The organism is Ereboglobus sp. PH5-5 (genome assembly GCF_029504805.1).
Taxonomy (GTDB): Bacteria; Verrucomicrobiota; Verrucomicrobiia; order Opitutales; family Opitutaceae; genus Ereboglobus.
Map to the genome: position 1 here is coordinate 1 of NZ_JAQFIT010000013.1, position 12,306 is coordinate 12,306.

Below are 12,306 nucleotides of genomic sequence, written 5' to 3' on the forward strand. Positions count from 1 at the left end.
ACGCAATACCGCGCGCTGTTGCGCTTTGGCCGCCAGATCAAGGACAGCCGCTGGCACCCCTACGGCAAGCTCGCCGGGGTGACGGTGGACTCGGATCGCGGCGCGATCAAGGCGCACGGCAAAACCTTCCGCACCGACTACGACGGCAAACGCATCGAAATGGGCTTTGGCACGAGCTACCGTCTCGACGCCGCCTCGCAGCTCCACATCGACTACGAGTATGCCAAGGCCCGGGCCTACGACCGCCCCTGGTCCATCAACCTCGGCTACCGCAGACTCTGGTAACCCCCCCCCTTCATAAAACCCGCCCGCCCAAAAAAAGGCCGCCCCATAACGAGGCGGCCTTTTTATCTGCCCGCACTTTGGCTCAGAAGGAGCGGTAGGTTTTGTTTATGTATTGGTTTAATTCGGGCTGGCCGACGGCGGTGGCGCTGGCGGTGTCCCAACGGACGGGACGATCCGAAAGCAGGGCGAGGTTGCCGAGGAGGGTGGTTTCGGTGAGATCCACGGAATAGTCGACGAAGTTCGAGCACGGCGCGGGGCCCGCGCTGGTGATGGCGTTGATCCAGTCCATGTAGATGCTGCCTTTGACGATGCGGGGAATGGTTTTGGGCGGGCGGGCGGAGGCGAATTTTTTCGCAAGCTCGACAGGGAAGACGCGCGGAACGCCGCCGTAGGTGTTGGTGTCGTAGAGGGCGCCCTTGTCGCCAAGGTAAATCGTGCCGTTGCCGGCGAGCTGGGTGTCGGCCTCGAAGGAATCGGGTTTCTCGGGCTTTTTGCCGCCGTCATACCAGACGAGCTTCACGGGAGGACGGCTACCGCGGGCGGGGAATTGGTAGGTGATGACGGACCATTTGGGCCAGATTCCGTCGGCGATGCCGGAGTGCTTGGCGGAAACGGTGACGTCGCCGCTCAGTCCGAGGGCGAAGACGGGGGCGTTGAAGAGGTGGCAGCCCATGTCGCCGAGGGCGCCGCAACCGTAATCGAGGAATCCGCGCCAGTTGAAGGGGGCGATTCGCGGGGCGTAGGCGCGGGCGGGGGCGACGCCTTGCCAAAGGTCCCATTCGAGGGTGGGCGGCAGCGGCGAGGCGGCGTCGGGACGGGGCGCGGGCATGCCCTGGGGCCAGATGGGGCGGTTGGTCCAGCAGTGGACTTCGCGGACAGTGCCAATGACGCCGGCATCGAGCCATTCCTTGGTGACGCGGCAGCCTTCGCGGGCGGCGCCTTGGTTGCCCATTTGTGTGACGACGCCGTGTTTCGCAGCGGCGGCTTTCAGGATGCGCGCCTCGCCGATGGTGTGCGAAAGGGGTTTTTCGACGTAAACGTGCTTGCCCCGCTCAATGGCGGCGAGGGCGATGGGGAAGTGCATGTGGTCGGTTGTGGAGATGGCGACGGCGTCGATGCGGTCGTGCATCTCCTCGAGCATCTGGCGGTAGTCGCGGTAGCGCGGGGCGAGGGGGAAGCGGGCGAAGTTCTGGCGCGCGCGGGCGAAATCCACGTCGCAGAGCGCGACGACATCGGCGAGCGGTGCGAGGCCGTCGATGTTGCTGTTGCCGCGTCCGCCGATGCCCACGAAGGCGAGGCGGACTTTGCGGCCGGAGACGAGGTTCCTAAACCCGGGGGCGGCGCGGAGGCGTCCGAGCGGGAGCGCGGTCGCGAGCGCGGCGAGCGCGGATGTTTGCAAAAAATGGCGTCGGGTGAAGAGGGTGTTTTTTTTCATGGAAATTTCTAATGTAACCGCTGAGGCGCGGAGTTCGGAGTGTTATTTGGAGGAGGCCGGCAGGGAGAGTTCGCGCAGCCAGATGTTGCGGAAGGAGGGACGGTCGGTGGCGTGGTTTTGAAGGACGAGCGGGAGCTTGGCGGGGTGCGCGGCATAGGGGACGCGGCCCCGGTGGACGGTCGGGCCGGTGAGGATGGCGCCGTGCTGGACGAGGATGCCGTTATGGAAGGCGGTGATGCGCGCGGGGGAGACGAGCTCGCCGGCGGCGTTGAAGCGCGGGGCAATGAAAACCACGTCGTAGGACTGCCATTCGCCGGGGGCGCGGGAGGCGTTTGCGAGGGGCGGGTGTTGTTTGTAAACGGAGGCGGCCTGTCCGTTGGCGTAGGTGGGGTTTTCGTGGGAATCGAGCACCTGGAACTCGTAGAGGCCCATGAAGATGAGACCGCTGTTGCCGCGTTGCTGGCCGCTTTTCACGGGGTTGGTTTGCGTGCGGAATTCGAGGTGCACTTGCACGTCGCCGTAGGAGGCCTTGGTGCGGAGGCTGCCGGTTTTTTCAACAGGGGTGAGGATGCCGCCGGCGACTTTCCACCGGGGGGAGGTTTCCTTGGCGCTGGTGGATTCCCATGCGTCAAGGCCGGAGCCGTCGAAAAGGACGGTGGCATCGGACGGAACGGCGGAGCCGGCGGGAGCCTTCACGACAGGGACTTTGGTCGTCCAGTCCTCGGTCTCGGCGGCGGGGGTGGTGGAAGGGAGATAAGTGATGCCGGCGAAGGGCGCGGCGGAGCCGGAGCGAGCGGCGGCGGGAGGGAGCTTGTCGAGCGCGGCGGGATTGGTTGGGGTGTAGGTGGCGGAGCCGCGGCGACGAAGGACGCGGTTTGCTTGGTCGGCGGTGAAGACGAGCGTGTTTTTTTCGGGGGTTGTGAGGGCGATGGTGGCGGGACCGGTGACGCGCCAGGTGCCTTTCTTGTTCTTGCCCATCCAGTTCTCGGTGTAGGTGTTGTCAGGGTGGAGGGTGAAGGTGGAGGTGTTTTTGCCGAGCTTGCCGGTCCAGGGAGTGGCGGTGAGGAAGGACAGGAGCGCGCCGTCATCGACACGGACAGGGGTGGACGGGGTTTTCTGGAGCGCTGCGGGATTGGTCGGGGTGTAGGTGGCGGAGCCGCGGCGACGGAGGACGCCTGCGCCGGGATCGGCGGTGAAGACGAGCGTGCTTTTTTCGGGGGTTGTGAGGGCGATGGTGGCGGGGCCGGTGACGCGCCAGGTGCCTTTCTTATTCTTGCCCATCCAGTTCTCGGTGTAGGTGTTGTCGGGGTGGAGGGTGAAGGTGGAGGTGTTCTGGCCCTTGCCTATCTTGGCGGTCCAGGGGGTGGCGGTGAGGAAGGACAGGAGCACGGAGGCGTCGGCGTCGCTGACAGGGGCGGCGACGGGAGGCGGCGGGAGGGCTTCGATAAAGAGGTTTCGGTATTCGATTTTACCCTCGGCGGCGTGGAGGCCGATGACTCCGGAGCGGGCGAAGTCGCGAAGCGCTTTTTTGAATTTGTTGCCGGTGCCACCGGGGTTTTTTCCAGCGGCGGTCCATTGCTCAAGATCGGCGCGGACAAGGCGTTCGTCATCGAGCCAGACGGTGATTTTTTCGTTATCGGCGCGGATGAGGAGTTTGTGCCAGGCGCCCGGCTCAATTTCGACTTGGCGCGAGGGGGCGACGAGGTCGTAGAGGGCGCCGACGAGGGCGCGTTCATTGTTGCCCGCGGGGTCGCCCTGAAGGATTTGGACCTCGATGGAGTTTTGCACGTAGTCCTTGGTGTCGGAGCAGCGGAGGAAGATGCCGCCGTCGGCCTTGGCTTGGGCGCGGAATTCGAGGGAGAGGTAGAAGTTGTCGCCGGCAGCCTTGGTCCATGCGACGCCTTTGCCGGTGAAGACGCCGTCCTTGCACGACCACGCGCCGGGGGCGGTGGAGACGTTGGAGAGGTTGGGTGCGAAAAGCGGGGTTGCGGCAGGCCACTGTTTGGAGCCGGGGGGAGCCTTGCTGGTGGCGAGGTCGCCGGGGTTGGCGATGGTGGCGGCCTGGAGGACGGCGCCAGCACAGAGGGCGATGGCGAGGACGGGGATGAGGGATTTTGTTTTCATGGAAATGCGGTGGTTATCCGGAAGGGTTCGGTGTCGATCGCGAGATCTTTTTCAATCCGCGGATGAACGCGACGCCAGAACAAAGGTTTCCGGACGGGATGGAAAGCATGAATAAAAATTTACCGCGCCGCGAGGCGGTTTAACCGGAGTCGCGGACGCGGCGGGCATGGCCGAGAACAAATGCTCCTTATGCCAACGACCCAAAGCTTTTATATTTTCGTCGTAGGGGCGTCGCTTGCGACGCCCGGTTTGAGAATCATTCGTAGGGCAAGGGCGTCGCAAGCGACGCCCCTACGGGAGTGGTGCAATGGCTTCGGGGTAATCGGAGGGTTGCGACGGACGCCGTCACGCCCGCATAAAAGCGTCCACCTTGCTCATGATTTCGGCCTCGCTGCCGGGGACGCTGAGGACGTCGCACTCGGTGCCGAGGATGAAGGGGTGGCCCGTGGCGCGCATTTTTTCCAGAAGCTCGCGCGCCATCGCGGCGACGGTTTCGGCGGTGAGTTGCGGCGCGTAGAAATTTTTGCTGGGCAGGTTGCCGTAGATGACGGTGGTTTTCGGAATCAGCGCGGCGTCCTCCCAGAGTTTGCGCGAGCCGCCAAGGCTGATGATTGCCGGGTTGAGCGCGCCGAGGCGGCGCACCATTTCGCCCGTGAGTTCGCCGCAGTCGTGGAAGATCAGGTCGACATCGTGCTCCGCGAGCAGCGCGGCGAAACGACGCATGGGCTCCATCACGTATTTTTCGAAAACGGCGTAGTTGGTTTCCTCCTGCTGCTTCGGGGAAAAATAAACCAGGTTTGCCGCGGGTTCGCAGACGAAGATCGCCTTGGCGCCGGCGGCGATTTGCGCGCGCAAATATTCATGGATGACGTGCTCGCCGAGCGCGAGAAGACGCTCAACCATGGCGATGTCGGGTTCGTCCCCGGCGGTGATTCCGGTGCCGGCAAGAAAGACGGGCATGATCGGGTCGGTGACGAGCTTGGTCATCAGCGAAAAGGGGCCGATGCACATGCCGATGGGGAGGAGGTCCGTGTGCGTTTGCGCGATGCGTGTGATCGCGTCGCATGTGGCGCGCATGCGCGGCGTGAGCGGGATGCCGGGGAGTTCCGTTGCGAGCGGGGGGAGCTTGGGCGGGTTTTCCATCGAGGTCGACGGCGGCGCAAAATGATAACTTTCGATTTCGTCCTCGGGAACGCCGCAGGCGCGCAACAGCGCGTCTTTTTCGAGCGTGAGGTCCATGAGCGGAATCGCGAGCGGGCAGTTGAAACGGCGCGCGGTTTCGGCAATCACGTCGCCAAGGCGTTTGCCGTCGAGGAGAATGGCGTCGTGGTCGGCATGCGCATGCAGAATGAGGTGCGCGCCGACGGGCGCGCGAAGTCCCTTGATGGCAAGGTCGGTGTAATAGTTGTTGTTCATGAAAGCGGATGAGGGACAGTGGTTTGTTGTGTGTTGAAAAATTAGGGCACGCAGTGGCGATGGGCGCGGACAGGAATGTCCGCGCAACATGTCAGAATAAGACGCGCGGTTTGGGCGTCAGGCGGTTGCGCCTATGAGCTCGCAGGCTTTGTCAACGGCGGAGCCGGCGTCGGAGCTGTAACCGTCCGCGCCGATTTCGTCGGCGAATTGCTGCGTGATCGGCGCGCCGCCGATCATGACCTTGGTCTTCGGGAGATTGGCCTCCTTGATGAGGGCGACGGTCGATTTCATCGCGGGCATCGTGGTGGTGAGAAGCGCGGAAAGCCCGACGAGGTCGGCGTTGTGCTCCTTGGCGGCGGCGAGGAATTTTTCAGGCGTCACGTTCACGCCGAGATCGACGACGCGGAAGTTCGCGCCCTTCCACATCATGGCGACGAGATTTTTGCCGATGTCGTGAAGGTCGCCCTGCACGGTCCCGATGACGGCGGTGTATTTCGGAACGATGCCGGCCTTGGCGAGAAGCGGCTCGAGCATGCCCATCGACTCCTTCATGGCGCGAGCGGCAATGAGCATCTCGGGGACGAAAATTTCGTTGCGCTTGAATTTTTCGCCAACGATGCCCATCGCGCTGACGAGGGCGTTGTCCACGATTTCCTGGAGGGGAATGTTTGCGTCCAGCGCCTGCTGCGTGGCGGCCTTTGCGTCTTTGCTTTTGCCGCCAATGACCGCGGCGGAAAGTTGTTCGAGGATTGGGTTGCTCATAATATCAGGGTTTTATTTGCGGTTGAGGGCGCAAACAATACCAGAACCGCCTCCGGTTTGCTTGCACTTAAGTGCGCAAACTTTGGATTTTCGTGCGAAGAGACGCACAAACACACGCAGTCAAGAACGCCAGCAGCGCGAAGCCTGCGGGAACACCGTCAAGTGCCATTCAGGCCTGACCCCATCTCAGGCCTCCTCACTTGACGTTCTGCCGTGATATCATCGTTTGTGCCCAATGTTCCATCCGGGCCTTTGGACGTCACAACAACCCACAATTCGTTGTTGGCGCGTGTTTCGTAACGAAAAATAATTTTATTGCCCCATGAATCAAATGATAATCGTTTCTTGTTTTCGATATATATTTTTTCATCGTAATTCTTGGCAACGTTCGGATCTTTTACAGCCTCATTGCTCACAGTGTCCAAAACTGTATTCAAATCAGGCGCCGGTAACTTTTTAATACCATGGTATAATTTAATATATTGCGCCCATTGGTTAACCACCCCTCTCGTAAATTCTGTTTTAGCAGGCTCATGTCGTTGAAGGAGGAAAAAAATCATAATAATTGATATTATAATGAAAACAAAAAATAATGTAATTATTGTTAGTTTTATTAATTTCATTATTTTTTAGGGAAAACGGAACCATTGACAACATCCTTCAATGCTTTCGAAACACTTTGTTGAGGGTTGGTATAGCCTTTGAACCACATCCCCCGTGCGCCATCTGGGTCAAACACTCCTGCCCATGAGAACCCGCCAGTATCGCGGTTGGCTGTGCCGCATCCGATCATAATACACATATCAAGATGATTTCCATAGGGATAGTTTATTCCATTTTCGGTAACCAACAAAAAATCGCTTACAGCGACAATTTGTCTAACCCGTTTTCGCCTCCCCAAAAGCTTTTAAGGATAATCTTCAAAGAAAAGAACTTCTATGATGCCTGTAGGGAGTGAAGAAATCCTGTATGGCAAATGTTGCCTAAATCTTCCGGTAAAAGTTACATATTTTGCATGAACATCTGTTAAAGGTTTTTTTCCGATTTTATCTTTATATTGCTCGGGGATTTGAAAATTTTTCGGAATGGGGTGAACCCCTATGCTATTTTTTAACAATCCTCCTTTATGATCCTCGATATTATCATATAAAAAGTTGTAGGATGACGAACTGTGAAAAAAATATCCACGAACTCTTATAAGTTTGTTTTCATAACGCTCGGGGTTAGAGATAAGCGAGATCATTGACACATATTCAGGATGCGCATCTTGGGAGAGGGATATGCTCGCAGATGAGACACTTATAGTAATAAGGAAAAATTTGAATAAAGTTTTCATTGGTCTATTTATAGAAGGGGCAAAAGGCGACGGAAGGACAAAAGGCGACAGACCTCAATTCGACATGAAACTTATTTTCAACATTTCCGCCTATTATTTTTGAAATAAAACAATACCAATAAAAATAGTATTTCATGATACTCATAAAATGAAGCGTTTGCCCTCGATAGTCATTCATTGCATATCAAAATATTCCTTAATACTTGATATCGTCAGATTTAGCCTTTCAAATTTTATATTTCTTTCTCCATATAAAGAAATTCAATAACGCCGGTAGGCATTGAACTGGTTTTATATATAATTTCCCTTTTGAACCTTCCAACAATCGTCACGTAACTTCCAGTTGTTTTTGATAATGACGACCCTTTGCCTACCTTCTCCACATATTTCTTAGGAATTTGCACATCGTCAGGAAGTCCATAAATCCACACACTATTTTTCATTACTCCTCCCTTGTGATCTTCTATGCTATTGTATAAAAATTGTTGAGATGGAGAAAACATAAAATAATATCCGCGAACTTTTATGAATTTCCCATCATAGCGCTCAGGAGATGAAATAAGGGAAAACATGGATACGTATTCGAGCCGTTCCTCTTGGGAGGATGCTGCGCATAATGGCCCAATGCTAATCAGGAGAATTCTCAATAGAGTTTTCATCATTTTGTAATAATTTTGAAGAAACCAGATCGATGCTTGTTGATTTTCATTAGCAGAGAAAGGGGCCAAGTAGCATGAGAATCAGAGCCGAGTAGCGCGGGTAAGCACAGCGGCGCCTGGTTGCCATGAACGATGCCGGAATTGATTATCACAAGCGACATCGTGTGACGTGCGCGCTGGATGCGCAAGGCCGCAAACCTTTGTGCGGCGCGAAGCGAGGCCAACTCGCCCGAGGCCTTTGGGCGTTACTTCAAGGAGCTTGGCGGGCAAACACCGTTTTGGATAGGGCGCGACGGTTTCCTGGCCGCCGCTCCATCGCACGCGCCTTTTGCCTTCACCAACTTCACCTTACCCCAGACGCCGGTCTTCCATTTGCTTGCCAAGGGATGTTTGTTTTGCATGTGTTCCCCACAGCCATGCGAGATGCCGATGGCGGGTTTTTGAGCGCAAATCGCGCCCGGCCCGTAGGTGTCATAACTCATCAGTTGAAATTGTTTGGAAAGGAAAAGTTATGGCTTGGGTTTATCTGGTTATCGCGGGGGTTTTTGAAGTTGTCTGGGCGATTGGCATGAAGCAGTCGGACGGGTTTTCTCGGTTTTGGCCGGGTGTCGTCACAATTGTGTTCATGCTCGCCAGTTTCGCCCTGCTCGCGATGGCAATGAAGCAGCTGCCGGTTGGAACGGCTTACGCGATCTGGACCGGCATCGGCGCGGCAGGCGCGGCGATTGTCGGGATGATGTTTCTCGGAGAATCGCGCGACGTGCCGCGCATCCTCTGCGTGTGCCTGATCGTCGGCGGAGTGGTCGGCCTGAAACTGCTGGCAAAACCCGCGGCCTAAAAAACCCGGGCTCGCCCGGGTGCCCTTCCCTATTCCGGTTTGCCACCCGACGCGCCAAGCATCGTTTCGACCCGCCCGACAATGTCCCCGACCGGCCAGAGGCGGCCGATGCCTTCGTAGCCGCAGGCGAGCGCGCCCTCCTCGGGGCCGATGAATTCGACGCCGCGCGTCTTGAGCGTGGCAACATTGGCGGCGGTCGCCGGGTGCGTCCACATTTTGCAGTTCATGGCGGGCGCGATCAGCACCGGCGCGCGACAAACCAGATACATTGAACTCAAATAATCAGGCGCGAGTCCGTGGGCAAATTGCGCGATCACGTCGGCGGTGGCGGGCGCGACAAGCATGAGGTCGGCCTTGTCGGCGAGCTCGATGTGGCCAGGCTGCCAGCCGTTGCCCTCGTCCCAAAGATCGGCGGCGACGGGATTGCGCGCGAGCGTTTGCAATGTCAGCGGAGTGATGAACTTTTGCGCGGCGGCGGTCATGACGGGAAAAATCTCCGCGCCGCGCTTGCGCAACTGGCTGGTGATCTCGGCCGCCTTGTAAGCGGCGATCGAGCCTGTGACTCCGAGAATGATTTTTTTGCCTTCGAGCGAGGGAATGGGCGCGGATGTCGTCATGCGAAAAAACAAACACCACTTTGCACGAGTCGCAAGTGTCGAAGCAGGCTTGGCAGCGCGCCCGGTAAATGACATTATGCAGCCATGCCAAAAAACAAAACTGTCATCGTCACGGGCGCGTCTTCGGGAATCGGCGGGGCCGTGGCACGGCGGATGGCGCGAGCGGGCGCGAACGTCGTCGTGTTTGCGAGGCGCGCGGAACGACTTGAGGCGCTTTGCGCGGAGATTGATCCGGCGGGGACGCGCACGCTCGCCGTCGCGGGCGATGTGAATGTGGCAATAGATCGCGAGCGGTTGGTGCGCGTGGCGGTGGAGCGATTCGGACGCATCGACGCGCTTGTGAACAACGCCGGCTACGGGCAGCGCGGCCCGATCGAGCGAATTCCACTTGAGGCGTTGCGCGCAAATTTCGAGACCAATGTGTTTTCGCTCGTCGCGCTCACGCAACTCGTCGCGCCGGTCATGCGCACGCAGGCACGACTCGGCAAGGACGGCACGGGAAAAGACGGCGGGCGCATCATCAACATCGGCTCGGTGGCGGGACGCATCACGCGCCCGATGTCGGCGGCGTATGATTCGACGAAGTTTGCGCTCGAGGGAATAACCGACGGGCTGCGCGGCGAACTAAAGCCGTTTGGAATCGACGTGGTGCTGGTGCGTCCGGGTTTCATCCGCACGGAGTTCGGGCAAGTCGCGGATGCGGTGTCGAATCGCGTGCTTTCCGGTGACGGCGCGGGACCGTATGCGCCCTATGTGGGGGATTTTCAAACAAAGCGCGTGAAGCTGCGGCGCGTGGCGGGCGTGCCGGACGACATCGCGCGACTCGTGGAAAAGGCGCTCACGGCACGAAGACCGCGCGCGCATTACAACGGACCGGCTCACGCAAAATTGTTTCTGTTTTTGAAATGGCTGCTGCCCGTGCGCGCAATGGACTGGGCGTTGCGAATGAAACGTCATGCGAAATAAATCCGTGAACCGACGGCGCACGCCCGCTCAGTGCGGACGAGTAAAACGGTGCCGCAATGCCGTTTTGCCCCGCCGCAATAACAATGGTTTGAAAAACATCCGGCAGTTGCAAAGCGCGGCGGCCTTTGCGAGAATGGGCGGCGTCAATGAAACAATCGTTGCGCATCAATTGCGTTCCGCCGTGGCTGCCCGTGCTTGTTTGCGCGCTGGCGGGCGCGGTTGTATTTCAGTTTTTCGGCAATGCGACGCGCGGCTACATCCACACACAATCGCTCTTCTGGTGGTGGGGCTGGCAATGGTTTGATCCGGCCTCGGAAACACAACACGGCCCGCTCGTCGTCGTCGTGGCCGCGTGGCTGTTCCGGCGAAACACACGAAATGCGGAAAGCGCGCAAATTGGCGGCGCAAGGGGCGCCCCCGCGATCGCCATGCTTGGCGCGCTCGCGCTGCATATCGCCGGTTATGCAATGCAGCAGACGCGCGTGTCGATTGTTGCGTTCCTGGTGTTCACGTGGGGAGTGCTCGCGCTTGCCGATTGTTGCAAAAAACAAGACGGGCGCGGCGCGGTTTTGTCGTGGTCGCGCGCGGCGGTTTTTCCGCTCGGGTTTCTGATGCTTGCGATTCCGTTTGGATTTCTCGACACGCTTGGTTTTTACCTGCGGCTCGGCGTGGTGGGCACGGTCAGCGCGCTTGCGCACGGCGCCGGCATCGACGTGGTGCGCAATGGCACGCAGCTGTTTTCTCCGGATGGAAATTTTCAATACGATGTCGCCGCGGCGTGCTCCGGAGTGCGGTCGTTTGTGGCACTGCTCGCGATGGCGTTGCTCGTCGGTTATCTCGGATTTCGCTCGTGGTGGCGGCGCGCGGCGCTGGCGGTGTTGTGCGTGCCGTTTGTGTTTGTCGGCAACGTGGCGCGCATCGGCGTGATCGTGCTGGCCGGCGAATGGTTCGGACACGCGGCGGGCGGGCGCGTGCACGACTGGTCGGGCTGGGTGGTGTTTTTGATTGTGTTCGCGCTGCTGCTCGGCGCGGCGCGGTTGATGCGCGAATCTAAAAAACGCGATTCCGATAAATCATATCATAATGATAATGAACAAGAAAAGGAACACCGCAACCCAATGGACCGCACCGCATTAAAAGCGGCGGGCTCGCGCGGGATGTCTGTTGCGGCGGCTTGGGTGGTGGCGGTGTGTGTGTGTGTGTCGGCGGCGGGCGCGGCGTTTGCGACGGCGCGACTGGACACGGTCGCGGTGCGCGGGTCGGCCGGCGTGCGGCTTGCGTCCGACGGGGTGAACCCGGCGCCGTTGCCGGTGTTTTTGGGAACCAAGTGGGGCGGACGCGATGTCGAGGTCAGCGCGGTCGAGCGCGAATTACTCCCGCCGGACACGGGTTTTGCGCGCAAAAATTACGCGCGCCTTTCCAATCCGCAACGCGAGCAGGTTTTTTTCTCGATTGTTCTCAGCGGACGCGACCGCACGTCAATTCACCGTCCCGAAGTCTGCCTTGTCGGCCAGGGATGGCGAATCAAGGGACGCGGCAGGGAGCGATTCGCGCTGCCCGATGGCGGAACGCTCGACGCCACGCTGCTGCGCATCGAGCGCGGGGTGGTTTTGGCGGATTCAAAAACCACCGCGACCATACCGGCCGTGTTTGTCTATTGGTTTGCCGGAAGCGATGGCACCGAGGCGTCTCACGCCGGAATGCTTTTGCGCGGCGCGACCGACCGGCTGCTGCATTTGCGCGCGGACCGCTGGGCGTATGTGGTCGCGCAATCGCTCGCCCTGGACGGCGAGGAGGCGGCGCGCGCGCGCATTGCCGAAGTGATCGCGCTGAGCTGGCCCGAAACCCGCGCAAGAAATGATTGAACT

Annotated in this window: 13 protein-coding genes; 4 read left to right on the top strand and 9 right to left on the bottom strand. The window is 58.9% G+C overall.

Translation table 11 applies throughout. From position 1 onward, the window contains the following. Nucleotides 1-285, top strand: a 285-nt coding sequence (locus M2103_RS09490) for an autotransporter outer membrane beta-barrel domain-containing protein (RefSeq protein WP_277510218.1), incomplete at its 5' end; no start/stop codon positions are given. 82 nt (nt 286-367) lie between these two features. Here the strand turns inward: M2103_RS09490 and M2103_RS09495 are convergent. The 8 genes from M2103_RS09495 to M2103_RS09530 form a co-directional block, all read right to left on the bottom strand. After that, the gene (locus tag M2103_RS09495; RefSeq protein ID WP_277510220.1) at nt 368-1,720 is read right to left on the bottom strand and encodes a Gfo/Idh/MocA family oxidoreductase; all 1,353 of its coding nucleotides are present in this window, start codon (nt 1,718-1,720) and stop codon (nt 368-370) included. Between the two features lie 42 nt (nt 1,721-1,762). Beyond that, complete coding sequence (locus M2103_RS09500; protein WP_277510221.1) at nt 1,763-3,844, bottom strand: DUF1080 domain-containing protein; 2,082 nt, start codon at nt 3,842-3,844, stop codon at nt 1,763-1,765. A 345-nt stretch (nt 3,845-4,189) separates the two neighbouring features. Beyond that, nucleotides 4,190-5,260, bottom strand: a complete 1,071-nt coding sequence (locus tag M2103_RS09505) for a uroporphyrinogen decarboxylase family protein (RefSeq protein WP_277510222.1) — start codon at nt 5,258-5,260, stop codon at nt 4,190-4,192. A gap of 117 nt (nt 5,261-5,377) precedes the next feature. Further along, nucleotides 5,378-6,022 carry a corrinoid protein gene (locus M2103_RS09510; protein WP_277510223.1) on the bottom strand — a complete coding sequence of 215 codons (645 nt, stop codon included), beginning with the start codon at nt 6,020-6,022 and terminating at the stop codon, nt 5,378-5,380. Between the two features lie 158 nt (nt 6,023-6,180). Further along, nucleotides 6,181-6,645 (bottom strand): type II secretion system protein GspG, encoded by a 465-nt coding sequence (locus tag M2103_RS09515; RefSeq protein ID WP_277510224.1) that lies wholly within the window; start codon nt 6,643-6,645, stop codon nt 6,181-6,183. Next, nucleotides 6,645-6,875 carry a hypothetical protein gene (locus M2103_RS09520; protein WP_277510225.1) on the bottom strand — a complete coding sequence of 77 codons (231 nt, stop codon included), beginning with the start codon at nt 6,873-6,875 and terminating at the stop codon, nt 6,645-6,647. The genes M2103_RS09515 and M2103_RS09520 overlap by 1 nt, the downstream gene beginning before the upstream one ends. 54 nt (nt 6,876-6,929) lie before the next feature. Next, complete coding sequence (locus M2103_RS09525) at nt 6,930-7,358, bottom strand: hypothetical protein (protein WP_277510226.1); 429 nt, start codon at nt 7,356-7,358, stop codon at nt 6,930-6,932. A 233-nt stretch (nt 7,359-7,591) separates the two neighbouring features. Continuing rightward, a complete protein-coding gene (locus tag M2103_RS09530) occupies nt 7,592-7,930 on the bottom strand; it encodes a hypothetical protein (RefSeq protein WP_277510227.1) in 339 nt (112 codons plus the stop codon). Nucleotides 7,931-8,528: 598 nt separating this feature from the next. Between M2103_RS09530 and sugE the strand changes: the two genes are divergently transcribed. Then, nucleotides 8,529-8,855 (top strand): quaternary ammonium compound efflux SMR transporter SugE, encoded by a 327-nt coding sequence (gene sugE / locus M2103_RS09535; protein WP_277510229.1) that lies wholly within the window; start codon nt 8,529-8,531, stop codon nt 8,853-8,855. 29 nt (nt 8,856-8,884) lie between these two features. On the opposite strand, the gene M2103_RS09540 is transcribed toward sugE, so the two are convergent. Continuing rightward, nucleotides 8,885-9,472 (bottom strand): flavoprotein, encoded by a 588-nt coding sequence (locus M2103_RS09540; RefSeq protein ID WP_277510230.1) that lies wholly within the window; start codon nt 9,470-9,472, stop codon nt 8,885-8,887. A gap of 84 nt (nt 9,473-9,556) precedes the next feature. On the opposite strand from M2103_RS09540, the gene M2103_RS09545 reads away from it, so the two are divergent. Both M2103_RS09545 and M2103_RS09550 read left to right on the top strand, forming a co-directional pair. Then, nucleotides 9,557-10,438 carry an SDR family NAD(P)-dependent oxidoreductase gene (locus M2103_RS09545; RefSeq protein WP_277510232.1) on the top strand — a complete coding sequence of 294 codons (882 nt, stop codon included), beginning with the start codon at nt 9,557-9,559 and terminating at the stop codon, nt 10,436-10,438. A gap of 146 nt (nt 10,439-10,584) precedes the next feature. After that, entirely contained in the window at nt 10,585-12,303 is a 1,719-nt protein-coding gene (locus tag M2103_RS09550) for an exosortase/archaeosortase family protein (protein ID WP_277510233.1), read from the top strand. Nucleotides 12,304-12,306 lie beyond the last annotated feature (3 nt).

Excerpts from the sequence above, each read along its gene's own strand:
- M2103_RS09495 (WP_277510220.1), bottom strand. The coding sequence starts at position 1,720 with ATGAAAAAAAACACCCTCTTCACCCGACGCCATTTTTTGCAAACATCC.
- M2103_RS09500 (WP_277510221.1), bottom strand. The coding sequence starts at position 3,844 with ATGAAAACAAAATCCCTCATCCCCGTCCTCGCCATCGCCCTCTGTGCT.
- M2103_RS09505 (WP_277510222.1), bottom strand. The coding sequence starts at position 5,260 with ATGAACAACAACTATTACACCGACCTTGCCATCAAGGGACTTCGCGCG.
- M2103_RS09510 (WP_277510223.1), bottom strand. The coding sequence starts at position 6,022 with ATGAGCAACCCAATCCTCGAACAACTTTCCGCCGCGGTCATTGGCGGC.
- M2103_RS09515 (WP_277510224.1), bottom strand. The coding sequence starts at position 6,645 with ATGAAATTAATAAAACTAACAATAATTACATTATTTTTTGTTTTCATT.
- M2103_RS09525 (WP_277510226.1), bottom strand. The coding sequence starts at position 7,358 with ATGAAAACTTTATTCAAATTTTTCCTTATTACTATAAGTGTCTCATCT.
- M2103_RS09530 (WP_277510227.1), bottom strand. The coding sequence starts at position 7,930 with ATGTTTTCCCTTATTTCATCTCCTGAGCGCTATGATGGGAAATTCATA.
- sugE (WP_277510229.1), top strand. The coding sequence starts at position 8,529 with ATGGCTTGGGTTTATCTGGTTATCGCGGGGGTTTTTGAAGTTGTCTGG.
- M2103_RS09540 (WP_277510230.1), bottom strand. The coding sequence starts at position 9,472 with ATGACGACATCCGCGCCCATTCCCTCGCTCGAAGGCAAAAAAATCATT.
- M2103_RS09545 (WP_277510232.1), top strand. The coding sequence starts at position 9,557 with ATGCCAAAAAACAAAACTGTCATCGTCACGGGCGCGTCTTCGGGAATC.
- M2103_RS09550 (WP_277510233.1), top strand. The coding sequence starts at position 10,585 with ATGAAACAATCGTTGCGCATCAATTGCGTTCCGCCGTGGCTGCCCGTG.